17 protein-coding genes and 3 pseudogenes are annotated in these 23,704 nt (G+C 67.9%); 14 read left to right on the top strand and 6 right to left on the bottom strand.

The window, feature by feature from the left end; genetic code table 11:
* Positions 1-107: 107 nt before the first annotated feature.
* From C1703_RS02620 to C1703_RS02605, 6 genes are all read left to right on the top strand, one after another.
* Entirely contained in the window at positions 108-3,029 is a 2,922-nt protein-coding gene (locus tag C1703_RS02620; RefSeq protein WP_114250338.1) for a glycoside hydrolase N-terminal domain-containing protein, read from the top strand.
* Positions 3,026-4,351: a ricin-type beta-trefoil lectin domain protein gene (locus C1703_RS02615; RefSeq protein ID WP_198678066.1), complete on the top strand. Its 1,326-nt coding sequence runs from the start codon at positions 3,026-3,028 to the stop codon at positions 4,349-4,351. Before C1703_RS02620 ends, C1703_RS02615 begins: the two co-directional genes overlap by 4 nt.
* Before the next feature lie 68 nt (positions 4,352-4,419).
* On the top strand, positions 4,420-4,557 hold the full coding sequence (locus C1703_RS38870; protein ID WP_157993076.1) for a hypothetical protein: 138 nt from the start codon (positions 4,420-4,422) through the stop codon (positions 4,555-4,557).
* A 131-nt stretch (positions 4,558-4,688) separates the two neighbouring features.
* Entirely contained in the window at positions 4,689-4,850 is a 162-nt protein-coding gene (locus C1703_RS38865; RefSeq protein ID WP_157993075.1) for a hypothetical protein, read from the top strand.
* Positions 4,851-5,058: 208 nt separating this feature from the next.
* Positions 5,059-6,171 carry a DUF5937 family protein gene (locus tag C1703_RS02610; RefSeq protein ID WP_114250337.1) on the top strand — a complete coding sequence of 371 codons (1,113 nt, stop codon included), beginning with the start codon at positions 5,059-5,061 and terminating at the stop codon, positions 6,169-6,171.
* Positions 6,172-6,227: 56 nt separating this feature from the next.
* Positions 6,228-7,322: an MFS transporter gene (locus tag C1703_RS02605; RefSeq protein ID WP_232840391.1), complete on the top strand. Its 1,095-nt coding sequence runs from the start codon at positions 6,228-6,230 to the stop codon at positions 7,320-7,322.
* Positions 7,323-7,383: 61 nt separating this feature from the next.
* On the opposite strand, the gene C1703_RS02600 is transcribed toward C1703_RS02605, so the two are convergent.
* A complete protein-coding gene (locus C1703_RS02600) occupies positions 7,384-7,923 on the bottom strand; it encodes a hypothetical protein (protein ID WP_114257254.1) in 540 nt (179 codons plus the stop codon).
* 130 nt (positions 7,924-8,053) lie between these two features.
* Here C1703_RS02600 and C1703_RS02595 point away from each other — a divergent pair.
* Positions 8,054-8,380: pseudogene (locus C1703_RS02595) on the top strand (transposase family protein); the annotation flags it as partial.
* Positions 8,381-8,622: 242 nt separating this feature from the next.
* A complete protein-coding gene (locus tag C1703_RS02590) occupies positions 8,623-9,582 on the top strand; it encodes a C45 family peptidase (RefSeq protein ID WP_114250336.1) in 960 nt (319 codons plus the stop codon).
* Positions 9,583-9,641: 59 nt separating this feature from the next.
* Here C1703_RS02590 and C1703_RS02585 read toward each other — a convergent pair whose 3' ends face one another.
* Both C1703_RS02585 and C1703_RS02580 read right to left on the bottom strand, forming a co-directional pair.
* Positions 9,642-10,826, bottom strand: coding sequence for an FAD-dependent monooxygenase (locus tag C1703_RS02585; protein ID WP_114250335.1), 1,185 nt, complete (start codon positions 10,824-10,826; stop codon positions 9,642-9,644).
* A gap of 23 nt (positions 10,827-10,849) precedes the next feature.
* Positions 10,850-12,241: an MFS transporter gene (locus C1703_RS02580; RefSeq protein WP_232840390.1), complete on the bottom strand. Its 1,392-nt coding sequence runs from the start codon at positions 12,239-12,241 to the stop codon at positions 10,850-10,852.
* A 183-nt stretch (positions 12,242-12,424) separates the two neighbouring features.
* On the opposite strand from C1703_RS02580, the gene C1703_RS02575 reads away from it, so the two are divergent.
* Positions 12,425-12,991 (top strand): TetR/AcrR family transcriptional regulator, encoded by a 567-nt coding sequence (locus tag C1703_RS02575; RefSeq protein WP_114250333.1) that lies wholly within the window; start codon positions 12,425-12,427, stop codon positions 12,989-12,991.
* A 319-nt stretch (positions 12,992-13,310) separates the two neighbouring features.
* Here C1703_RS02575 and C1703_RS02570 read toward each other — a convergent pair whose 3' ends face one another.
* From C1703_RS02570 to C1703_RS02560, 3 genes and pseudogenes are all read right to left on the bottom strand, one after another.
* A complete protein-coding gene (locus tag C1703_RS02570; RefSeq protein ID WP_114250332.1) occupies positions 13,311-14,681 on the bottom strand; it encodes a ricin-type beta-trefoil lectin domain protein in 1,371 nt (456 codons plus the stop codon).
* A gap of 88 nt (positions 14,682-14,769) precedes the next feature.
* A complete protein-coding gene (locus C1703_RS02565; protein ID WP_114250331.1) occupies positions 14,770-15,834 on the bottom strand; it encodes a glycoside hydrolase family 5 protein in 1,065 nt (354 codons plus the stop codon).
* A 162-nt stretch (positions 15,835-15,996) separates the two neighbouring features.
* Positions 15,997-16,719, bottom strand: a pseudogene (locus tag C1703_RS02560) (SGNH/GDSL hydrolase family protein); the annotation flags it as partial.
* A 705-nt stretch (positions 16,720-17,424) separates the two neighbouring features.
* On the opposite strand from C1703_RS02560, the gene C1703_RS02555 reads away from it, so the two are divergent.
* The 5 genes and pseudogenes from C1703_RS02555 (at position 17,425) to C1703_RS02535 (ending at position 23,575) form a co-directional block, all read left to right on the top strand.
* A complete protein-coding gene (locus C1703_RS02555; RefSeq protein ID WP_114250330.1) occupies positions 17,425-18,492 on the top strand; it encodes a glycosyl hydrolase 53 family protein in 1,068 nt (355 codons plus the stop codon).
* A 373-nt stretch (positions 18,493-18,865) separates the two neighbouring features.
* A complete protein-coding gene (locus tag C1703_RS02550) occupies positions 18,866-19,360 on the top strand; it encodes a GNAT family N-acetyltransferase (protein ID WP_114250329.1) in 495 nt (164 codons plus the stop codon).
* 139 nt (positions 19,361-19,499) lie between these two features.
* A pseudogene (locus C1703_RS02545) lies at positions 19,500-19,976 on the top strand (IS701 family transposase); the annotation flags it as partial.
* Positions 19,977-20,186: 210 nt separating this feature from the next.
* Positions 20,187-22,301 carry a DUF4978 domain-containing protein gene (locus C1703_RS02540; RefSeq protein WP_114250328.1) on the top strand — a complete coding sequence of 705 codons (2,115 nt, stop codon included), beginning with the start codon at positions 20,187-20,189 and terminating at the stop codon, positions 22,299-22,301.
* Entirely contained in the window at positions 22,298-23,575 is a 1,278-nt protein-coding gene (locus C1703_RS02535; protein ID WP_232840389.1) for a glycoside hydrolase family 5 protein, read from the top strand. The genes C1703_RS02540 and C1703_RS02535 overlap by 4 nt, the downstream gene beginning before the upstream one ends.
* The last annotated feature ends 129 nt before the right edge of the window (positions 23,576-23,704 follow it).

Here is a 23,704-nt window from a genome sequence, read left to right as displayed (position 1 = left end):
GGCCTGCGGCTCGTCGGAGAAGCCGGCGTGCGGACGTCGCCTCTCTCACCGGCGGTTCGTCATCACCCCAGTCAGCGACCTGCTCCGGCCCGTGAAGGGAGAACGACATGTCCGAGGTGACACGCAGACGGTTTCTCGCCGCCGGGGCGGTGGCTGGAGCAGGGATCGTGCCGGGTGGGTGGACGGCCACTGCCAGGGCCGGCTCGGCCGCCCCTCCGGAGGTTCGGGCCGCCGACGACCTCGCCCTGTGGTATGACAAGCCGGCCGGCACGGACTGGCTGCGGGCACTGCCGATCGGCAACGGACGCCTGGGCGCGATGGTGTTCGGCAACGTCGACACCGAACGGCTGCAGCTCAACGAGGACACCGTCTGGGCCGGCGGCCCGTACGACTCCGCCAACCCCCGCGGCGCGGCCAGCCTCGCGGAGATCCGACGGCGGGTCTTCGCGGACCAGTGGGGGCCGGCACAGGACCTGATCAATCAGACGATGCTGGGCAGCCCGGCCGGACAGCTGGCCTACCAGCCGGTCGGAAACCTTCGGCTCGCCTTCGGCAGCGCCACCGGTGCGTCGCAGTACAACCGGACGCTGGACCTCACCACCGCCACGGCCGTCACGACCTACGCGCTGAACGGCGTGCGGTACCAGCGTGAGGTGTTCGCCAGCGCACCCGACCAGGTGATCGTGGTCCGGCTGACGGCCGACCGGGCCAACTCCCTCACCTTCACCGCCACGTTCGACAGTCCACAACGGACCACCGTGTCCAGCCCGGACGGGACCACGATCGCCCTCGACGGCACCTCCGCCACCATGGAGGGCATCACCGGGCGGGTCCGGTTCCTCGCCCTGGCCCACGCCGCCGTGACCGGCGGCACGGTCAGCAGCGCGGGCGGCACGCTGCGGGTCTCCGGCGCCACCAGCGTGACGGTGCTGGTGTCGATCGGCTCCAGCTACGTCGACTTCCGGAAGGTCGACGGCGACTACCAGGGGATCGCGCGCAGCCGCCTCAACGCTGCCCGCAACGTAGGCATCGACGAACTACGCAGTCGGCATCGCGCCGACTATCAGGCGCTGTTCAACCGGGTGTCGGTCGATCTGGGACGTACAGCGGCGGCCGACCAGCCGACCGACGTACGCATCGCACAGCACGCGCAGGTGAACGACCCGCAGTTCTCCGCCCTGTTGTTCCAGTTCGGCCGGTACCTGCTCATCTCGTCCTCGCGGCCGGGCACCCAGCCGGCGAACCTGCAGGGCATCTGGAACGACCAGATGGCCCCGTCCTGGGACTCGAAGTTCACCATCAACGCCAACCTGCCGATGAACTACTGGCCCGCCGACACGACGAACCTCTCCGAATGCTTCCTCCCGGTCTTCGACATGATCGACGACCTGACCGTGACCGGTGCCCGGGTGGCCCAGGCGCAGTACGGCGCCGGCGGCTGGGTGACGCATCACAACACCGACGCGTGGCGGGGCGCCTCGGTCGTCGACGAAGCGCGGTGGGGGATGTGGCAGACCGGTGGCGCATGGCTGGCCACCCTGATCTGGGACCACTACCTGTTCACCGGTGACACCGACTTCCTCCGCTCGAACTACCCGGCCCTGAAGGGCGCCGCCCAGTTCTTCCTCGACACCCTGGTCGCCCACCCGATGCTCGGACACCTGGTCACCAACCCGTCGAACTCTCCGGAGCTCGCTCACCACGCGAACGCCACCGTCTGCGCCGGGCCCACCATGGACAACCAGATCCTGCGCGACCTCTTCAACAGCGTCGTCCGCGCGGGCGAAGTCCTCGGCGTGGACGCCGGCTTCCGCGCTCAGGCACTGGCGGCCCGGGACCGGCTGGCGCCGACGCGGGTCGGCTCCCGGGGCAATGTCCAGGAGTGGCTGGCCGACTGGGTGGAGACCGAGCGGACTCACCGGCACGTCTCCCACCTGTACGGTCTGCATCCGAGCAACCAGATCACCAAGCGCGGGACACCCCAGTTGCACGAGGCCGCGCGGCGGACGCTGGAGCTGCGCGGTGACGACGGGACGGGATGGTCGCTCGCGTGGAAGATCAACTTCTGGGCACGGTTGGAGGACGGCTCCCGCGCCCACAAGCTGATCCGGGACCTGGTGCGGACGGACCGGCTCGCGCCCAACATGTTCGACCTGCACCCGCCCTTCCAGATCGACGGCAACTTCGGCGCCACCTCGGGCATCGCGGAGATGCTGCTGCAGAGCCACAACGGCGAACTGCACGTGCTGCCGGCGCTGCCGGCCGCCTGGCCCACCGGGCGCGTGAGCGGACTGCGCGGCCGCGGCGGACACACCGTCGGCGCCGAATGGAGCAGTAGCCGGATCGAGTGCGTCGTCACACCCGACCGAACCGGTGCCGTCCGGGTGCGCAGCCGGATCTTCGCCGGCGACTTCACACTGAAGGACGAATCGAGCGGCGAGCCGGTCCAGCCGAAGCGGCTGGAGGCCGATCTCATCGAGTTCGCCGGCCAGGCCGGCCGCACCTACCGCGCGTCCGCACTCAGGTCGGGTCCGGTGGAGGCCGGCGTGGCCTACCGGCTGGTGGCCCAGCACAGCGGCAAGGCCGCCGACATCAACGGTGCGTCCACGGCCGCCGGTGCGCGGCTGATCCAGTGGCAGATCACCGCCGGTCCCAACCAGCACTTCGAGTTCCTGCCCTCCGACGGCGGGCACTACAAGATCCGGCTCGGGCACAGCGGTCTGTTCCTGCAAGCCGCCGGTAGCGGCAGCGGCGCCGACATCACCCAGCAGCCGGACACCGACACCGCCGGCCAGCAGTGGCGGACAGTCGACCACGGCGGTGGCGTGGTCAGTCTGGTCAACCGGCAGAGCGGCCTCGCCCTGGACGTGTGGGAGGCATCCACCGCCGACGGAGCCCGCATCTCCCAGTGGACGGCCACCGGCGGCACCAATCAGCGGTTCCGACTCGACCGCATCCAGCCCCAGGGCGCACAGCGGTCCCACCGACCAGTCAGAGCCCTGTCACCGAGCAGCGAGGGAGTCGCATGATGTCGATCCACAGATGGTTGTTCGGGCGAGCCGTGTCAGCGGCATTGCTCGTTCTGGCCATGGCCGGCGGGGCAGGAGTCAGCGTCGCGGCCGACACGTCGCCCACCGCCGGGGCCACCCCCACCCTTGCGGGGACCGCCGGGTGCGGACGTGCCCCCACACTGACGAGCGGCACGCACACGATTCAGAGCAACGGTAAGAGCCGCTCCTTCATCCTGAGCATCCCTGAGAACTACGACAACACCCGCCCATACCGACTGGTCTTCGGCTTCCACTGGTTGGGTGGCACCGCCGGGCAGGTCGCCGGCGGCGGAAGCGACGGCGATGTCTATGCCCATTACGGACTCCGCCGACTGGCGAACAACAGCGCGATCTTCGTTGCTCCGCAGGGCCTCAACAACGGCTGGGGCAACTCCGGCGGCGAGGACGTGACCTTCGTCGACGACATGATCAGGCGTATCGACAACGACCTCTGTGTCGACACCACGCAGCGCTTCGCCCTCGGGTTCAGCTACGGCGGAGCCATGAGCTACGCCCTCGCATGTGCCAGGCCGAACGTCTTCCGTGCGGTCGCCGCGATAGCCGCGCCCGGGGGGATCAGCGGGTGCAGCGGGGGCACCCAGCCCTTCGCGTACATGGGAATCCACGGCATCAACGACAACATCGGCGCCGGTCGCGGCATGCGGGACAGGTTCGTCAGGAACAACGGCTGCACTCCGCAGAACCCGCCGGAGCCCGCGCAGGGCAGCCGCACCCACATCACCACCGCCTACTCGGGCTGCCGAGAGGGGTATCCGGTCGTCTGGGCCGCGTTCGACGGAGGTCACCAGCAAGGCCCCGTGGACGGGTGCGCCGGCTGTGAGAGCGGCGCCAGGAGCTGGGTCAAGGGAGAGGTCTGGAGCTTCTTCACGGGCGCTGGCCCGAACCCGACTCCTCCGGACCCGACCGCGTTCCGGTTGCGGAGCCAGTCCGCCGACCGATGCCTGGACGTCAGCGGTGCCAACTCGTCCAACGGCGCCCAGATGATCATCTGGGACTGCCACACCGGCACCAACCAGCAGTTCACCCAGACCGGACAGACCCTGCGGGTGATGGGCAGATGCCTGGACGTGCCGAGCAACGCCGCCTCCGGTGCCCGAGCACGGATCTGGGACTGCACCGGCGGCGCGAACCAGCAATGGAATGTGAACACCGACGGAACCGTCAGAAACGTCCAGACCGGACTCTGCCTGGACGTCGACGGCGCCAGCACCGCCAACGGCGCTGCGGTGATCGTGTGGAACTGCCACACCGGCGCCAACCAGCGCTGGGTCCGAGCGTAAGCAGAGGTGTGAAGGCGGCCGCAGCAGTCGCGGCCGCCTTCAAGTCCAGTCGGTTCAGCCCTTCGGAAGTGCGTCTCGACCTGACCGCATCTGGCCCCGGCGGGCTCGTCCACCACAACCCGAACCTGGACATCTACAACGCCGACGCGGCCCATGCCCTGCCCGGCGTGCTCCTGACCGTCGTGGCCGTGCAGCAGCGGACCTGAACGCACCGGCCGTGAACGGCGCGACGGCGCCTGTCCGCTCACTCCGTCATGCAAGGGTGTGGCTCGTCTGGTTCAGCTGTTCCAGGAACTCCTGCGGTAGTGGATTCGGCAAGAACCCGAGGAACCGACGCATGGGCATGGACCCGACCATGCGCAGCGCGAACGCGTTCTCCGCTGAGAAGGCGGCCTGCTTCTCGCACAACCCCGGACTGGGTGCACCTCATTGGACGGGTTCCGGCAGCCTCAAGAACCTTGGCGCCGGCTGTCCCTCCGATCACGTGACCATCGCATGATGTGCTCCTTCTAGGGTCGGTGCGGGCGCTCGCGTGAACACCGACAGGTGATCGACGGGATGCGGAAGTACTCGAGCGGCTGGACGTCCCTGCGGCGATTCTCGCTCGCCGCAGGGACGTCCGCCGCGCGCAGGTAAGCGGTGCAGAAGCCGTCCCGGGGCGCGGCGTGTCTTCCGTCGAGGACGCCGTGAGGCGAGGATGACGGGTCATGACGATCGTGTTCCGGGTCCCGGCCGGCGGTGCGGAGCGGGTGGGGTTCGCCTACTCGCCGACGATGGAAGCCGTACTGAGTCTCCATGTGCTGGTGGAGCCCAAGCACCACCCCGTCCAGCACGGCTGGGTGCGTGCGATGCGCAAGCTGTCCCCGGCGCTGAAGCGGGAGATCGAGGTGTTCTCCTACGCGGTGCGCTCGTACTTCCCCGAATTCCTCTTTCCGCAGCCGACCGGCCAACTGGCGGACTTCGAAGACGAACTGGCCGTCCTGCGCGGGGCGGATCCGGAGCTTGTCCGGCTGGAGTTCGCCGTCCCCCTGCTCATGCCGTGGCCCGGCGGTGGCGAGGGCAGGGAGCCGCAGGTGCTTGACGAACCGGAGGTACGCCACCTGCTGCGGGAGCGAGTTGCCAGGGAGAGCGACGAAGCGATGGCCGAGATGCTCCTCGACGACCCCGGCGCGTTGCTCGAACGGTTCCTGAGCATGTTGGAGCGTTACTGGCGGGAGGCGTTCGAGGAGGAATGGGCACGGCTCGAACCCGAACTCGCCGCCGGCGTCAGTGAGGCCGGACGCCAGATCGAGGAACGCGGCCTGTACGGGATGCTCCGCGGACTGTGGCCGGAGGTGCGCAGCGATCCGCGCGCTGAACGCTTCTGGCTGGAGCGGCCGCACGACCACGAGGTCGCCATCGGCCCGGACGACACACTCGTGCTCGCCCCCAGCGCCTATGTGTGGCCGCACGTACGCGTCAACTGCGACGGTCCGTGGCCCCTCGGGCTCGTCTTCCCCGTCTCCTCGATCGTCCGGGAAGCCCGCCCGAGGATTCCGCCGACCCGGCTCGTCGGCACGCTCCGCGCGCTCGCCGACGACACCCGGCTGCGCGCCCTGCGACTGCTCGCCGAACGCCCGCGCAGCACACAGGAGTTGGCCCCGCTCGTTGGCGTCAGCGAGGCGGCCCTGTCCAAGCACCTGCGGGTGCTGGCGGACGCGGGCCTGCTGGAGCGCCGCCGCGAGGGCTACTACGTCCTGTACCGACTCGCGCCCGGACAGGTGACGGGCGTGACCCCCAGCCTGGAAAACTTCCTGTACGGCGACAGTGAGCGTGACTGATTAGCCATCTGCCTAATAAGTGGATCAGACCGCCGAAGGGACCCGACAGTGGCGGCATGTCACTGCTCAGGGACCGCAACTTCCTGCTTCTCTTCGCCGGCCAGGGCATCTCACGCTTCGGCGACGGCCTGTACACCGCCGCGACCGCCTGGCTGGCCTGGTCACTGACGAAGGACCCCACGGCCGTCGCCCTGGTCAGTGTCTCCGCGTTCGCGCCCGCGTTCGTGGCCACCTTCGTCGTCGCGTCGTACGCCGACCGCCGCGACCGCCGGAAGCTGATGATCGCCACCGACCTGGCCCGGGTCGCCGTGGTGGCCGTGGCGTCGGTCCTGCTCTCCCTCGACCTGCTGAACCTGCCCCTGCTCGTGGCGACCACGGCACTGCTGGCGCTGATCGGCGCACCGTTCGCCCCGGCCCGCAACGCCATCGTCCCGCAGATCGTGCCGGACGACCGCCTCCAGCAGGCCAACGGACTGCTGCAAGTCGCCTTCCGGGCCGCCTTCTTCGTCGGCCCGCTCATGCTCGCGCCGCTGCTGGCCTTCGGCTCGCTGCAGTCGGCGCTGGTGGTGAACGGGCTGACCTTCCTGGGCTCGGCGGCCGCCGTGGCCGCCATCCGCGTGACCCGACCCGCCCCGGCCGGTGCTCAGACGGGGCTGTGGTCCGATCTCAGCGCGGGACTGAGAGCCGTGCGGGCCGCTCCCGACGTCCTCGTGGTCATCGTGACCTTCGTGCTCGCCCTCGCCCTGACCAACGGTTTCCTGACCGTCGGACTGGTCGCCGTCGTGGGACAAGGCGGCCAGTACGGCCTCCTCCTCGGTGTCGCCGGGCCTGTGGGAGGCCGGAGTGGCAGGAGCCCTGGCGATCTCCCCCTTCGTGGCCTCGACCGCCATCACCCTCGCCGGAGTCGAGAACGCCTTCCTGCTCTCGGGGGCCGCCGTTGTCGTCCTGGCCGTGACCGCCGCGCTCACCCTCGCATGCGTCGGCGCACGGCAGCCCGGTCAGGAGCCCTTCGTCACGGCGGACGGCACGGCAAGCGTTGCGGGGCCGGACGAGACAGCGGCGAGCACGGCCAAGCCGGAATGACTGCGCGGATCAGCTCAGGACGACGAGGACCGGCCGTCAGTGGTGGGAGGCACTGTCCACGGCGCTAAGAGCTGTCCCGCAATGATCGTGTGGAACGGCGTGGCGGGCGGCTGTCGATTGGCCGTGGAGTCAGTCCAGGCCGGTCGCCCATGCCGTCAGCGCAGTGAAGTCGTCGACGGCAAGGCCGCATCGAGGGTCGACCCGGTGCAGTAGGGCGGGACCATCGTGGTGTTCCTTCACCCAGGTGCGATCCGCGTCTGTGATCTCGTCGTCGATCCAGGCGAACGCCCGGCCCTTGGCCCACGCGACGATCTCCGGCGTCTTCCAGAACACACCGCCGCCGGGCTCGGCCCGCGGTGAGGACCAGGTGATGAAGGGCAGCTCGGGTAGTCCCAGGACCGGCGCGACGAAAGCGTTGGCTTCTTCCTCCCACGTCGTCGCCCACACCAGGTCGAAGGGAAGTGCGTGCAATGCCGGGCCGTGACCGGGGTTGAGCCACACGCGCAGCGGTTTCACCGGCTTGTTGGGCAGCCCCCACTCAGTCAGCCGACGCCGCTCGGCGGCCTCCCAGCGAGGCGTCAGCAGCCGGTGCGTCTCGTATCCCTCAGGCCGTCGGTGCGGCTTCGCGGCATACGGATTCAGAGGTCCGTCCACATCCACCAACAGCACCGGGCGCACAGCTCACCCCCTTTGATCCTTCCTCGCACGGTACTGGCCGATGGCGAGATGGCCCAGCGGAATTCCGGCAGGAAGCGGGCTCCAGTAAGCGGGGGCTCCGGGCAAATGAAACGATCTCGATATGCCGGCAGTGATCACGACGTCGGAGCCGTCTTGGATAGCCCCGTTCACCGGGCTGAGCCCGCGGCAGTTCAGCAAGCTGATCACCGCACTACGGCGCGAGGGCGCGGACCCGGTGCGCAAGGGCCGGCCGTGGAGCCTGCCCTTGGAAAACCGCGTGCTTCTGGTTGCCGCCTACTGGCGGACGAACCTGACCTTGCGCCAACCGGCGCCGATGTTCGGGGTGTCCAAGTCGACTGCCGACCGCATCACCGACCACCTGGGACCGGCGCTTGCGCTGCAGCCGCGCCGGCGGTTCCGCAAGGACACCGTGCTGATCGTCGACGGGCCGCAGCAATCAAGGCTCAGCACTCCCGACGAATAATCAAGGCTCAGAACTCCTGACGAATAATTTTCGAAGTGGTTGGATCATTCCGCAACCGTTGATCCGGGGGGTGCGGGGTGCTCCGCCGAAGCCGTGGGAAGTCGACGACGAGTCGTGGGCGGTGATCGAGCCGCTGTCACCCAGGGTCGAGCCTCGGAGTCGGCGTCTGGACCGCACGGGCTGTCAGGGGAGTTGAGTCCTTCGTCATGAGTCAATACGTCAAGACGTTCCATGCCATCGAGATCGGTGACGGCGGCGACGGGCGATGGGCCGAGCGCGTCCGGCCGGCCATGGTGAGGGCGGAGGACTGGCTGACCGAGGAGGGCCGGACGCCTGAGGGTGCGGCCCGTGCCCGGCGGCTGTTCGAGGAGTACATGCCTGAGCTGGTCCCGGCACTCGACCGGCTCGCCGGCCAACTGGCCTCCGCCCAGGCCAGGACGCTTCTCACCATGGCAGCGGTGCGGCCGTTCTTCTCCGGCTGCACCCAGATCGGCCGCAACGGTACTTTGCTCAGAAACTACGACTTCGCCCCCGAACACTGTGAAGGCACCATCGTCTTCTCCCACTTCCTCCGCCCCGTGATCGGCATGCAGGAAGCCGGGTGGGGCCTGCTGGACGGCATGAACAACGCCGGTCTCGCGGTGTCGCTCACCTTCGGCGGACGGTTCGTGCACGGGCCGGGATTCGCCATTCCCCTCGTGCTGCGCTACCTCCTGGAGACCTGCCGGACCGTCGACGAGGCACTGGACAGACTGCGCACCCTGCCCGTCGCGATCCCGCAGAACGTCACCCTCGTCGACGCGAACCGGACCGTGACGGTCTACGTCGGACCCGACATCCCGCTGACCGAGGCACCGGCCTCCTGTGCCGCCAACCACCAGCACCTGCCGGTGCCGGACGAGCAGGAACGAACCACCCGGACACAGACACGGCTGGCCGCCATACAGACGGCGGGCATCGATGCCGCAGCGATGCTGCGACCGCCGCTGTACCAATGCGCGTACGACGAGTGGCTGGGCACGGTGTACACGGCCCAGTACCGTCCCGGCGAAGGCCGTGTGACCTACCACTGGCCCAAGGAGAGTTGGGACCACTCATTCGTCGGCTTCTCTCCGGGCTCCCGCACCGTCACCTTGGGACTTCCGGACGAGAACGACGACCGCTGACACCCGCCCGACCACGCGGGACACCCTCTTGGACGGCACGTTCATCGCGGGCGCGTGCATCACGATTCGGGCAATGTGAGGGCTGTGTGGGCCGGGCGCCCGGTTTCTGGTGGCATGGAGACGAGGCCGCGAAGTTTGTTGTTGCGTCTTTCCAGGGCTTCGGCGGTGGTGGGGAAGAGCGCCGCGTCGCCTTCACCGACCTGTGCCTGGTTCAGTTCGACGAATCCGCGGATATCGCGTTCGTAGGCGGCGAAGGCCGCGGTGTGGTCGCGATGGGCGGCCAGCGAGCCGGCGAGCATATAGGCGCCGACGAGGGCGAGGCTGGACCCTTGCCCGGTCAGGAACGACGGGGCGTACGCGGCATCGCCGACGAGCGCGACCCGGCCGCTGGACCAGCACGGCATGCGGACCTGGCTCACGGTGTCGAAGAACGGGTCGTTCGCGTCGCGCATGGCGGTGACCATGGCGGGGATGTCCCATCCGTCGCCGGCGAAGGTGGTGGCGACGAGGTCACGTTGCGCCTCGGGGTCGCGGAGGACCTCGTACGGCGGTTCCGGGTGAGTGAAGTTGAGGAACGCGTGCAGCTCATCGCTGTCGCCGACCGCGTAGAGCGCGGCGGCCCTTCCGGGAGTGTTCCAGATGAGTACTTCGTGGGAGAGCCCAAAGGTGTTGGGCATGGTGAAGATGGCGAAGCAGTACCCCAGATAGCGGTGGAACTGCCGCTCGGGGCCGAATACGGACTCCCGGGTACGCGAGTGCATCCCGTCCGCCCCCAGGACCAGGTCGAAGCTGCGCTGGACGCCGCTGCGGAAGGTGACGTCGACGCCGTGCTCGTGTTCGGTGAGCGTCTCGATGGAGTCGTCGAACACGAACTCCACCTCGTCACGGACCGTCCCGTACAGGATGTCCGCCACATCACCGCGACGCACCTCGACGTCACGTCCCTCGACCCCGCCGGTCACCGCCTGTGGACGCACCACCGCCGCCTCACTGCCATCGGCATTGAGGAAGGTCAACCGGCGTGACTCGATATGCGCTTCCTGGAGTTGCGGCAGGATTCCCATCCGGCGAGCCACCTCCACCGCGGTGCCACGCACATCGATCGGATACCCACCGCCCCGCAGTCCGGTGGACTTCTCCACCACCGTCACCGCGAATCCGTACCGGTGCAGCCAGAACGCCACGGCGGGACCGGCGATGCTCGCGCCGGAAACCAGGACCGTACCTTTCGACGCAGTTCTCATGCCCGTTCCTTTTCGGAGGTCCATCACACCGCTTCCCGTTCAAGGTCGGGCGACGGCGAGTCGCTGCCGAGGCGTGTGCTCCGCACGAGCCTGACGGCCAGCACCGCGGCGATGGCGAACGCGACGGAAGCGATCCCGATGTAGCTGAAGACGCCCGTGGCCGAGTTCGTTGTTTCGCCGTCGACGACCACGGTGGTCGACTTGAGTACGGCCGCGCCCACGAAGTCCAGCACCACGGCCCCGATCGAGACCATGACCATGACCAGGCTGGACACGATGCCCTGCCGTTCGGGGGACGCCAGGCCCGCCGCCATGTTGAAACCGGATGTCCCGAGCGCTCCTACCGTGACACCCAGCAGAAATCCGCAGCAGAGCGCGGCGGGAAGCCGGGAAGCCCCGAGGAACATCCCGAGGGTCACCACCGTTCCGAGCACGACCGCCCCGGCCAGCGTCAAGGCCGGTCCGATGCGTGCGGCAAGCCATCCGGCCGCCGGGCCTCCGAGCGTGACGCCGACTCCGGGCGCCGCGAGCAACAGTGCCACTGATCCCTGGCCGGCCAGCCCGTATCCGAGGTGCTGATCCGCCGAGACGTCACCGATGAGGGAGACGAGCTGAAGCATGCTCTGGTACGAACCGGCTGCCAGGAAGACGACGAGGAGCGTAAGCACCAATGGCCTGCTCATGTCCCTGACGTCGATCAGAGGGTCGGGCTTCCGGCTCGACACCAGGAACCACCTGGCCAATGCCGCGGCGCCACCGACGAGGAGAGCCAGCGGCCCGGCGGCGAGCCAGCCGAGGTCCGAGCCCAGACTGACATAGCTGAGCACCCCGGCGAGACCCCCGCCGAGGAGGAGGGCACCGCCGACGTCGATCTTCCCCGGTGTCCTGACCGGGGATTCGGGAACGACCTTGCGCACGCAGATCGCCATCGCGGCCGCGAGGAAGGCCGATCCGAGGAACAAGATCTGGAAGCCGAACTCCGTGGCCAGTTCCTCGATGAGGAAACGGGACGCGATGTTGAGCACCGCGGAGCCGGAAGTCACGATGCCCACGATGATCATCGCGATGCGGGGCGCGCAGACACCTCGAACGATCGCGACGGAGAGGAAGACGGTGGCCAGAGCCGCTCCCTGCAGCATGCGCCCCGGCACGAACACCCAGAGGTCGGAGGCCACGGCGCATAAGAGGGCGCCCGCGCAGCTGAGGAGCAGCGTCAGTACGAGCACCCTGCGCCTGCCGTGGATGTCGGCGCTCTTTCCGAGCAGCGGTGCCCACAGCACTCCCGCGAGCATCGCAGTGGCGTTGAGCCACGCCGCCTGGTCGGTGCGGAAATGGTCGAGCATCTCCGGGAGGACGACCAGCGGCGCCGTGATGGCCGAGTCGACCACGAAGTTCACCATGGTCAGGACGGCCACCAGGCCGACGAGCCGCCCCTTCCCACTCGTGTGCGGTATGGCGCCTGTGCTTCCGGTCCTGCTCTGCTGCATCAAGGACTCCTTGTCAGGGGATCCGCACACGGCACGTAAGATACGCATCCGTTTCTTATTTGGGAGAGTAAGGTGTGCCGATAAGAAACGTCAAGGTTTCTAAGGAGTGTTGTGGGACGACGGCGCGGCGAAGCGCTCGAGGCGGCGATCCTCGAAGCGGCCTGGGACGAGTTGAGCGAGCGAGGGTACGCGAAGCTGACCTTCGACTCCGTCGCCCGGCGAGCCGGCACCAGCAAACCGGTGCTGTATCGGCGCTGGGCGGACAAGCAGAAGCTGGTCGAGGCGGCAGTCGTACGCCGCAATGTCATCCAGCTGATCAGCCCGGCCGACACCGGGTCCCTGCGCGGCGACCTGATCGCCACCCTCACCGAGATGAGCGAGAAGCGCGGTCCGTTCCTCGCGCAACTCAGCCTGCTGCTCGCCGACTACTTCGCCGAGACCGAGACCAGCTTCGCCAAGCTGCACGAGACGATCAGCGCCGGACGCCGTTCCGGACGCGACGAGATCATGGAACGTGCCATCGAGCGCGGCGAACTCGATCCGGCCAAGCTCACCCCACGGATCGCGTCACTCCCCTTCGACCTGCTTCGAGCCGAGGCGATGATGACGCTACGCCCGGTCGCACCCGAGGTGATCGAGGAAATCGTCGACACGATCTTCCTCCCGCTGGTCCGTTAGAAGGCCGGCGGCCGGACGCGTGGGCTTCGGGAGCCCACCGGCGGGGCGGCGAGGGCGTAGCGGCCGGGCTCGGCGAGGCGAGGCGCTGCCGGAGCGGGCGCTCGATCGCGGCGAACTGCGGGCGGCTGCCACGCAGAGGGGACGGGCATGATGTCGCTGAGGCCGTCCCGTGCGACGCGTGTCATCGCCGCCCGCGTTGCCCGAGCGGGCCGCAGGTCGCCGACACGGACGACAGACCGCTGGGCGGTGACCGAAGTGCCGGGCGTGTGTGCCCGGCACTTCGGCTTGGTCGAGCTTCGGGAACTGGCTCAGGGCCGCCTTATCCGAGGGCCCACCGCTGGTTGGACCCGCCGTTGCAGTTCCACAGCACCACTTGGGTTCCGTTGCCGGTGCCGGCGTTGTACGCGTCCAGGCACAGGCCGGAACGGGCGCTGGTGATCGAGCCGTTCGCGTTGACGTTCCACTGCTGGTTCTGCCCGCCGTGGCAGTCCCAGATGACGACCCGTGTGCCGGGAGAGGTTCCCGAGGCCTCGGCGTCCAGGCACTTGGTGCCGTGGACGCGCAGTTCCCCGGCGGCGGTGCGGGTCCACTTCTGGCCGGCCCGGTCGTCCAGGCAGTCCCACAGCTGGAGCTGAGTGCCGTTGGTCTGCGACGAGTTGGGCACGTCGAGGCAGCGGTCGGAGGCGGCGCCGACGATCTGCCCGCCACTCGGCGGGGGCGGGGTCGTGCCGCCGGGCGGCACGTACGGGCACTTGGTCAGGGACCGGGAGACGCCGGTGCGGTCCGCCAGCGACGGGCACAGGAACTGGGTGTACCTGGTGTCGTTGTCGAGGAAGATCTTGAGCCACGGGATCGTGCGGCGCGTCACGTTGGAGTTCCCCCACGTGGGGAAGCCGTGGCCGCCGCTGCTGAGCTCGATGAAGGCGCTCTGTGTGGTGGCCGGCACGCCGCCGTAGAGCCCGTTGAGGTAGGACGGGGTGACCGTGCCGTCGTCCCGGGCGCCCATGATCATCGTCGGCACCCGCAGATTCGACAGGTTCTGCGAGGGGGAGAAGGGGGCGAGCGGGAGCGCGGCCTTCAGCGACGGTCGTCGCAGGGCTGCGCTGATGGCGCCGCCGCCACCCATGGAGTGTCCGATGACGCCCAGCCGGCTGGGGTCGACACGGTCGCGCACCGGGCTCCTCTGGGTGAGGTAGTCCAGAGCCGCCAGCAACTGGGTGCCGCGGGCGGTGTCGTAGTCATTGGGGCTGTTGGTGTCGATGCCGATGACGACGAACCCGAAGGACGCCAGCCAGGGTCCCATCCAGGCGCCTTCGGCGGCCCACTTGGCGGTGTAGCCGGGCACGGCCGCGACCGCGCCCCAGGTGCCCTGGCTGGTGTCGGTCGGGTAGTAGATCTTCCCGCCGTTGAAGCCGTTGCCGGGCGGCACGGTCATCTCCGCGGTGGCGAACGTTCCCCGCTGGGCCGCGACGCTGCTCACGGTGGGGTCGGGGCCCCGCTGGTACGGGTTGTCCTGAGCGGACGTCGGCCGCGCCGAGGCCGGCTGGATCGCGACCAGTGCGGTGAGCAGGCCGGTCACGGCCGCGACCACGGCCGCCCGTAACCCGACCGTCCGGCCGGTCCGGCGAAGTCTCGCCCTGGTGGTCCGGGTGTCCTCGGACACCGGGCCGTCGGTGACGCTCGGATGCATCGTCCTGTTCCTCCATACCTCTGTGGTGGCTACGGGAGCCGGGTCGGCGGATGGATCAAGGAGTGGCATGCGCATGACAGCGTAGGGCTCAGCGCTCGGCCAGGGGGGTGGTCAGGGAAGCGGCCGGGGCAGTGGTACGCGCGGTGCCGGAGTAGACCGAGGCCTCCTTGGCGGTGGCGGCGATGCCGTTCGCACCGTTGAAGAGGCGCTGGCCCCAGCTGGTGAGCCGGTTGGGGTCGAAGCTGGTCACCAGGTCCAGGTACTGCACATCGCTGCCGTTGCCGCTCCACGACCAGCCGAGGTAGCCGATGCCCAGCCGCTGGGCCGCCGCCAGGATGGCGTCCTCGTCGGGGTTGCCGTCGGAGTGGTTGTGACCGAACTCGCCCACGACGATGGGGAGTTTCGCGGCGACGAAGCGGTTCAGATAGTCGTTGACCTTCGCGGCCGTGTTGTAGACGCCGTACATGTGGACCGAGAAGACGGTGTTGCGGTCCCGGTCGGCGGCGAAGACCGACGCGGCGTTGTCCCGCATGATGAAGGACCAGTCCTGGCCCCAGTTGGGCGCGTCCACCATGAGGGTGTGGTTGAACCCGGCGTTCCGCAGCTTCTGGATGGCCGCCTTGGTGTCGGCGGTCCACCTGGAGGCGTTGTTGTTGCCGATCGGCTCGTTGCCGATGTTGACGATGACGTAGCTCTCCTGGCCGGTCAGGGCGCTCTTGACGCTGATCCAGTAGTCGGCGGCGCGGGAGAGGGTGGTCGCTCCGCTCTGGTCGCCGTAGCCCGTGGTGTCGTGGACCTCCAGGACGCAGATGAGCCGGTTGCGCTTGCACTGGGAGACGACGTTCGCCACGTCGGCCGTGTCGTTGCGGGCCCAGCGGTCACCGTTGGCGAGGACGACGCGGACGGTGTTGGCGCGCTTGGCCTTGATGTGGGCGATGGAGCTGATCCGGCTCGGATACCAGGTGTGGGCGTGGTTGACGCCCCGCATGACGAAGTCGTTCCCGTTCGCCTCCAGCAGCCGGCCGTTCTGGACGCGGAAGCCGGTGGGCGCGGCGTGAGCGGACGTGCCGAAACCGAGCAAGGGGACGAGCAGGCCAAGGAGGGTGGCCAGGACGGCGGTCACGCGTGGGGCGGTGCGGGTGGAAGATCTCATGTGGGCTCCCATACGACGGGGACGGGGTGTTACGACGGGGACGGGGTGTTAGGACGGGGACGGGGTGTTCAGGAGATGGCGGGCCGTGCTGTGCAGCTGACGATGGCCGGGGGAGTGCCGGCCGTCGCCCACGGCGCTCGGCACGGCGCGGCCGAGGGCGGTGGTGAGGGCGGGGTACCAGCGGGCGGCGATCTTCTCGTTGCCGGAGGCGGAGGGGTGCACGCCGTCGTACGTGTCGGAGGCGGTGTTGAACCCCGTCCACTGGTCGACCACCGTCACCGGGGAGCGGCTCGTGCTGGACGCCCGCGCCCAGCCGGGGATCCGTGCGTTCAGGGCGGTCACGCGCTGGGCGCAGCCGGTGCAGCCCGACGGGTTCATCGGTATCAGCTGCGCGACGAGGATCTTCATGTTCGGATTCGACGCCCGCATCTGCTGCACCAGCTTCGTGTACGCGGCGAGGATGGTGTCGGTGGAGACGCTGCTCCACACGTCGTTGGTGCCGAAGTGCATGACAACGATGTCCGGACGCGTGGCAGCGAGCCTGCCGGGCAGCAGGTTCCGGTTCGCCACGTTGGTCACGAGCTCACCGCCGTGGCCCTCGTTGTCGCCGTCGTGCGCCTGGGGGCAGCCCCGCTGGTTGAGGGTGCCGACGAAGTCGATGTTCCTGTATCCGGTGCTCTGCAGACGGTTCCACAGCAGGGCCCGCCAGCACCCCGGCGAGCCGGTGATCGAGTCGCCCAGCGGCATGATGCGTACGGGGGCAGCGGCGGTGGCGGCTGTGGCGGCGGGGGCGGCGGCGGTCGACGGTACGAGTGCCAGGCCGAGCGCGAGCAGAAGCGTGGTCAAGAGGATTCGTGGGAGCGGTGATTGCCGGGTTCTGCGCATGCCTGTCCCTTCCTGCGTGGCGGGAGCAGTTCGAAGACGTGGTGCGGTGATCGGCTGTTCATGAGCGCGTTCGCCCGGAGCAGTTGAGGCTGCGGGGTCGGCGAGCGAGGCCTGGCCGTCGCAGATGTCGGGCCTCTGGAGCGGCCTCCCGGTCTCCGGGATCGTGCCGTGAAGGCGGGGTGTCGACGTGCCTCGGTCACGATGACCTCCGATGCGTGGGGGGTGCCGAGTGAACGCGGCTCTGGTGGGGCAGGAAGGTGATCGTTCACTCCGGGCAAGCATGGGAACGCTCCCACGGAGAGTAGGAACACGCTGAGGCAGCGTCAAGAGTTCTGTTGAAGCTCGATGTTCGGCCTTGTTCGGATGCGTGAAGTCGGCTCTGCGCGTGGATTGACAGGCGGGAGTGCGGTCTGGAAACTGCGTGATGCGGGGCAGCTGTTGTGAACGCTCCCCACCACTGAGCCGCCAGAGGACAAGGTCCCACCAAAAGCTCACGGGAAAGGCCTTCGCGCCTTCGTTTTTCGATCTGACTGTGAACGTTCACAACGCCAGGCGGGTGCCGCTGTCGTCGATGGCGCCAGTTCACGGGCGGCCCACCTCCGCACCGAGCCCCGCCCGGAACCCCGGGGCAACTGCCACCCGCAACGACCGAACACGCAACGACCGGGACGGCTCGCGTGCGGTCGGCGCACAGGAAGGAGCGCCATGCCCCCCACCCCTGTATCCGGTTCCGCAGCCGGTTCCGGGCGGATCAGCCGGAGGACCCTGCTCAAGGCCACCACCGCCACCGCCGGGGCGCTCGCCACCGCCGCCGTGCTCGCCGAACTCGAGACGCCGGCCAACGCCGCCGCGGGTTTCGTCAAAGGCGTCGACATCAGCTGGGTGCCGCAGATGGAGGCGCGCGGCTTCTCCTGGAAGAACGCGAGCGGTCAGCAGCAGGACCTGCTCACCATTCTCGAGGGGTACGGCATCAGCGCGGTGCGGTTACGCACGTTCGTCAACCCCTCCAGCAGCCCCACGGACGGGCACTGCGGCATCAACGAGGTCTCCGCCTTCGCCAAGCGGGTCAAGGCCGCCGGAATGTCGATCATGCTCGACTACATGTTCGGCGACACATGGAACTCCGTCGGTGTGCAGAACCCGCCCGCTGCCTGGCGGAACATGAGCTACAGCCAGATGCGCACCGCGCTGAGCACGTACGTGAACCAGACCATGACGGTCATGAAGAACAACGACGTGCTCCCCACCTGGGTCCAGATCGGCAACGAGATCAACAGCGGGATCTGCCGTCCCGTCGGCAGCGTCTCGAACCCGGCGCAGATGACAGGGCTGCTCAACGCGGCGTACACCCAGGTCAAGGCCGTGTCACCGAACTCGACCGTGTGCATCCACCTCGCCCAGCCGCAGAAGTACGACGTGATGACGACGTTCTTCAGCCGCTACGCCGCGAACGGCGGCAAGTGGGACATGTCGGTGTTCTCCTCCTACGGCAGCGCCGACGTCGCTCCCGGGATCGTGGCGAACATGAAGAGGATCTCCGATGCCTACGGCAAACCGTTCCTCCAGAGCGAGTTCGGCGGCCGGGTCGACAGGGCCTCATCCACCCAGGCCGCGCTGGTCGCCTACACCAAGGCGCTGAAGGCCAACGGAGGACAGGGCATCTTCTACTGGGAGCCGGAGTGCATGTCCCCGTTCACCGGTTACAACATGGGTGCCTGGGACTCCTCCACGCAGCGTCCCACCGTCATCATGAACGGCTTCACCCAGTCCTGAGCGACCGGCGCGAATCTCATTGCGGGTTGTCATGCGCATGGGAATCGCGTCGCTGGTGGGACGAGTATCCGGAGGTTGAGCTCTATGCGTCGAAGTGAAGCGCACGCCGGCCGGGCGGAGCCCCGCTTTTTGAACCGGGTGTTGAGGTGGCTCGCGTCCGCGGTCGGTCTCGTGCTCCTCGCGGCTGCCCGCTCATGGACTGGACCGGCATCAGGGCCCACCAGAGCACGTGCCCACTCCTGCCCGGCGGACCGACTCCTACGCACACCCGCCAGTACTCCAGCCGTAGATCGTTATGTCCCCTGGTCTTGGGGCTGTCTGCACTGGCGGAAACCCAGGTGTCCTCAGCGCACGATCTGCGTAGAGTCGGGCGATGCCCGAGCTGAAGCGGCTGCATGCCGACCACGCCCCGGCGGTCCTGGCCTTCGAGCTGGCGAACCGCACCTACTTCGCTGCCTCGATCTCCGACCGCGGCGACGACTTCTTCGACCAGTTCACCGACCGGTACAACGCCTCGCTGGCCGAGCAGGAGGCCGGCAGCTGCGCCTTCTACGTGCTCGTCGCCGAGGACAGCTCGGTACTCGGCAGGTTCAACCTGTACGACTTGGTGGACAGCACTGCGAGACTCGGCTACCGGGTCGCGCAGCAGGTCGCCGGCCGCGGCGTGGCGACCGCGACCGTCCAGGAGCTTTGCCAGCTGGCGGCGGCGCGGCACGGGCTGCGCACACTACGGGCGGCCACCTCCCACGACAATGTTGCGTCCCAGAAGGTGTTGACCAAGGCCGGGTTCGTCTCGGTTGGCCCGGCTGCCCCGGCCGATCTCGGCGGCAAGTCAGGCATCTGGTACCAGCGCGACCTTCAGCCGTAGACCGTGATCTTGCTGGTGGACCGGCTGCAGAAAGGCTGCGGCCACCGCTGATCATCGGTGTGTGAAGACTAACGATCTTGTGGTGGCCGCAGGTCACAGCGTAGACCCTGCCCGCTGGCAGCAAGCGTTCGAGGTCCTGATGAGCCGGATAGCGATCCGGTTCGCACGGGTCGAACCCCGGCGCCGGGTGAGGGACTTGGTGCTGGGGCTCCTGTCGGATCTGCCGCGAAAGAACTGCTGGAGCATCGCCGAGTGGGCCGGACAGGCCACGCCGGACGGCATGCAGCATCTGCTCGGCCGGGCCAGGTGGGATGCCGATGATGTGCGCGACGACGTGCGCGAACACGTCCTGGAACACCTGCACGACGAGGATGCGGTGCTGGTGGTCGATGAGACCGGGGACGTGAAGAAGGGCACGCACACCGTGGGTGTCCAGCGCCAGTACACCGGCACCGCCGGGAGGATCGAAAACTCCCAGGTCGCTGTCTACCTCGTCTATGCGGGCCTGCGCGGGCACGCGGCGGTGGACCGGGAGCTGTACGTACCGCGGTCGTGGACGTGCGATCCGCACCGCTGCCGGGCCGCGGGACTGGGCGAGGACACCGTCTTCGCAACGCCTTCGTCGCCGTTGTCCGCGCCGACGAACACGCCCGGCACCCCGCACCTGACGGCTCATCCCGCTCACCTGCAACGAGATCCAGCGGCTATTCACGACGCTGGTCGTCCAGCCCGTGCACGACGCGGCCCACCGGCTCGCCTGGTCCGCCTGGCGACGCCGCCACCAAGCCCAAGCCAGCCATTACCGCCGGCAAGACGCGAATCAGTCATGAAGATCACGATCTACGGCTGGAGTACTAGGAGGCGGAAACTCCCCGGCACGATTCGACAGAGGGAAGGAAAGGCAATGGAGCCGAGAACCGATCTGTGGCCGCGCCGCAGATTTCTCGCCACCGCCGGAGCGGCAGGTGTCGGCGGGGTGGGTCTGAGTCTGTTCGGCGCTGAGCGCTCGGCAGGCGCGGCCGGGGCGGCGACAACGGTGTCATATGTGGACACGACGCGGTCCACGTACGACAAGCTGGTCCTGATGGTCGACGGCAAGCCGTTCTACCACAGCGGTATCCAGTTCCGGTACGAAAAGCACCGGTACAGCTACGGCTGGACCGACGCCCAGCTGAAGCCGGTGCTGGGAATGGTCGCCCAGGACGGCTTCAACATCGTGAACATACCCATCTGGTGGTCGAAGATCGAAACCTCCAGGGACAACTTCAGCTGGGCAGACGTCGACCGGATGATCGACTGGTGCAAGGAGTACCGCCTCAAGCTCGAATATCTGTGGTTCGGGCACGACTCCACCGGTTTCAGCTTCCCGGCCCGACTGCCGTCCTATGTCCTGAACGGCTACCAGTACGTGGTCCGTAGCGATGGCACGGAGTTGCGGAAGAAGGGCACCGGCGAACCGGGCGAGCCGCCGGAAGGCTTCGGACTGCTGGACAAGACCGACCCCAACCTGCTCAGCCGGGAGAAATACGCCCTGGGCCGGCTCATGAACCACGTCGCGGCCTACGACACCGAACACACCGTGGTGGGCGTGCAACTGCTGAACGAGCCGAACGTCTCGGGACTGTGGGACGTCAGGATCGACCGCAGCTACAGCTCCTACAGCAACGCCCTGTGGCGAAGCGGCGGATACACGAACGCGACAGAATTCCGCAAGGACGTGCTGCTGAACTATCTCAGCGGACTCGGCCAGGCCGTCAAGGAGTCCGACTACGTCGTCTACACCAGGTCGAATCCCAAAGGTGACGCGGATATCGCCGACAACGAGGCCCGTCGCGCCCGGGGCGTCGCGTATCTCGACTTCTTCGGCTACGACCCGTACACGACCAGCACGGACTACGTGTTCGACTACGGGCAGGACGCCTTCTGGGCCCAGGGCCGGAACTTCCCGATGATCATGGAGAACTACGCGGGCAATTCCACCGCCGACATTCTCAAGTTCAACGCCGTCGCGGGCAACGCGGCATACAACCTCTACGCGGCCGTGGACCCGGACGCCCGCAGCGGCAGCTCCGACAAGGCGCTGTACGACTTCGACCCGACGACGAAGGCGGTGACCCGCAAGGCCGTTTCCCCCAAGGTCGCCGCCATGAACCAGCTGATCAACAAGATCAGTACGGATCTCGCGACCAAGCGCCCCGTCGAGCGTGGCGGTACCAGGCTGCAGACGTTCAACCGCACCGCCACCGCGAGCAGCAACACCACCAAGCAACTCGACGGTCAGAGCGTGTCCTACGCGACCTCCAGCGGGGGGCAGGGCATCGCCGTCAAACACAGCCCCACCGAAATCGCCGTGCTCAGCACCAAGGCCGCGACCTACACGCTGCCCGGCGGATCGATCGGGTCCGTGGAAAGCGGCTGCTACGGCAGCGACAACACCTGGGTGCGGACCGCAGCGAAGTCCTACAGCCCCTCGGGCGGAAGAATCACCATCAACCTGAACGCGGGCGAATGCGTCCGCGTCGCCTACTCCGGCGGCTCCTCCGGTCCTGTCAGCGGGGAAACGTACAAGATCAGGAACTCGTCGGCAGGCACGTACCTCGACACCGACGCGGACGGCGCGGTGGTTCTCGCCCCCGCCGCCACCTACGACGACCAGGACTGGATCCTCACCCGGACCACGTCCGGCGCCTGGACGGTCCGCAACGTCAGGACCGGACGGTTCCACCTGACCGCCGGCGCCACCGGCAACGCCGTCTTCTGGAACTCCGGCGCGGTCGCAGCCGACTCGCTCTGGAATCTGGAACCGGTCTCCTCCGGAGGCTTCCGCCCCAACAACCAGAGCGCGGGCATCGAGTACCTGCACGCGACCTCCTCCGGCGCGGTCAGGTGGAACACCGGAGCCACCGACGCGAGCACGGTCTGGACCTTCGAACCCAAGTGACCAAGGAGACGGGCATATCCATGGTTTCACCAGCAGGAAAACTCAAAGCAGTGTGCCTGGCCCTGATGTTGTCGGTCGTCGCCTCTGTCGGCGGCCTGACGAACCAGGCATCGGCCGACACCACGAGACAACTGAACGCCTCGCAGATCGTCGCCGACATGGGCGCCGGCTGGAACCTGGGGAACCAGATGGAGGCCAACTCCAACGGATATCCGAGCGAAACGGCATGGGGTCAGCCGGTCATCACGCAGGCCCTCATCGACAAGGTGAAATCCGCAGGATTCAAAACCATCCGCATCCCGGTCTCCTATCTGGGGCACATAGGTCCCGGCCCGGACTACAGGATCAAGGCCGCCTGGCTGAACAGGATCCAGGAAGTCGTCAACTACGCCTACAACCGCGGCCTGTACGTGCTGATCAACATGCACGGCGACGGCTACAAGACCATCAACGGCTCCTGGCTGATCTGTGACTCGGCCAACCAGACGGCGATCAGGGCGAAGTACCAGAAGGTCTGGCAGCAGATCGCGACGAGGTTCCAGAACTACGACCAGCGCCTGATCCTGGAGTCCATGAACGAGAACTTCGACGGTCAGTTCGGCCGCCCCACCCAGCCGTGCTACTCGAACATCAACAGCTACAACCAGATCTTCGTGGACACCGTCCGGAGGACCGGCGGGAACAATGCTTCCCGGTGGCTGCTCGTTCCCGGCTGGAACACGAACATCGACTACACCGCGGGGAACTACGGCTTCGTGCTGCCGACCGACCAGTACCGCTCGCCCTCCATCCCCAGCAATGAGCAGCGCATCATGATCTCCGTGCACTACTACGACCCGTGGGACTTCGCCGGAGCGGAAAGCGGCACGATCACGCAGTGGGGGCGAGCAGCGACCAACCCGTCGAAGACGTCGACCTGGGGACAGGAAGACCATCTGGACGCGCAGTTGAAGAAGATGTACGACAAGTTCGTCGTGCGGGGATACCCGGTGGTCGTCGGTGAATACGGTGCGATCGACAAGTCGTCGTTCGATTCAGCGAATCCGAGGTGTCGCGCGGACTACGTGCGCGCCGTCGTGTCCACCGCCAAGAAGTACGGAGCGGCCACGGTCTACTGGGACAACGGCGCAACCGGACGGTACGGTTTCGGGCTGATCAACCGACGCACTCTGGCGGTGAGCCACCAGGGCGTACTCAATGCCATCATGAGCGGCCTCGGCGGTGGCGGTGGCAACCGTGATCTTCCGGCCGGCACCCACACCTACGACGAATAGGAAGGGGCGCCTCGTCCCGCCCGCCACGCAGCTCCGCCCCCACCCACGCCGGCGGTGGCCAAACTCATGGCGGGAGGCCACCAGGCCGAGGCCGAGGCCCGCCACGACCGGCGGCGGGCTGGCTCGGCA

This window comes from Streptomyces sp. Go-475, from assembly GCF_003330845.1.
Taxonomy (GTDB): domain Bacteria; phylum Actinomycetota; class Actinomycetes; order Streptomycetales; family Streptomycetaceae; genus Streptomyces.
Note: the sequence above shows the minus strand (reverse complement) of the source record. Positions and strands in the feature narration are given on the sequence as shown.

What these genes read in the sequence shown, in the direction of transcription:
- C1703_RS02620 (WP_114250338.1), top strand. Translation starts at nt 108, where the DNA reads ATGTCCGAGGTGACACGCAGACGGTTTCTCGCCGCCGGGGCGGTGGCT.
- C1703_RS02615 (WP_198678066.1), top strand. Translation starts at nt 3,026, where the DNA reads ATGATGTCGATCCACAGATGGTTGTTCGGGCGAGCCGTGTCAGCGGCA.
- C1703_RS38865 (WP_157993075.1), top strand. Translation starts at nt 4,689, where the DNA reads ATGGGCATGGACCCGACCATGCGCAGCGCGAACGCGTTCTCCGCTGAG.
- C1703_RS02610 (WP_114250337.1), top strand. Translation starts at nt 5,059, where the DNA reads ATGACGATCGTGTTCCGGGTCCCGGCCGGCGGTGCGGAGCGGGTGGGG.
- C1703_RS02605 (WP_232840391.1), top strand. Translation starts at nt 6,228, where the DNA reads ATGTCACTGCTCAGGGACCGCAACTTCCTGCTTCTCTTCGCCGGCCAG.
- C1703_RS02590 (WP_114250336.1), top strand. Translation starts at nt 8,623, where the DNA reads ATGAGTCAATACGTCAAGACGTTCCATGCCATCGAGATCGGTGACGGC.
- C1703_RS02585 (WP_114250335.1), bottom strand. Translation starts at nt 10,826, where the DNA reads ATGAGAACTGCGTCGAAAGGTACGGTCCTGGTTTCCGGCGCGAGCATC.
- C1703_RS02570 (WP_114250332.1), bottom strand. Translation starts at nt 14,681, where the DNA reads ATGCATCCGAGCGTCACCGACGGCCCGGTGTCCGAGGACACCCGGACC.
- C1703_RS02565 (WP_114250331.1), bottom strand. Translation starts at nt 15,834, where the DNA reads ATGAGATCTTCCACCCGCACCGCCCCACGCGTGACCGCCGTCCTGGCC.
- C1703_RS02555 (WP_114250330.1), top strand. Translation starts at nt 17,425, where the DNA reads ATGCCCCCCACCCCTGTATCCGGTTCCGCAGCCGGTTCCGGGCGGATC.
- C1703_RS02550 (WP_114250329.1), top strand. Translation starts at nt 18,866, where the DNA reads ATGCCCGAGCTGAAGCGGCTGCATGCCGACCACGCCCCGGCGGTCCTG.
- C1703_RS02540 (WP_114250328.1), top strand. Translation starts at nt 20,187, where the DNA reads ATGAAGATCACGATCTACGGCTGGAGTACTAGGAGGCGGAAACTCCCC.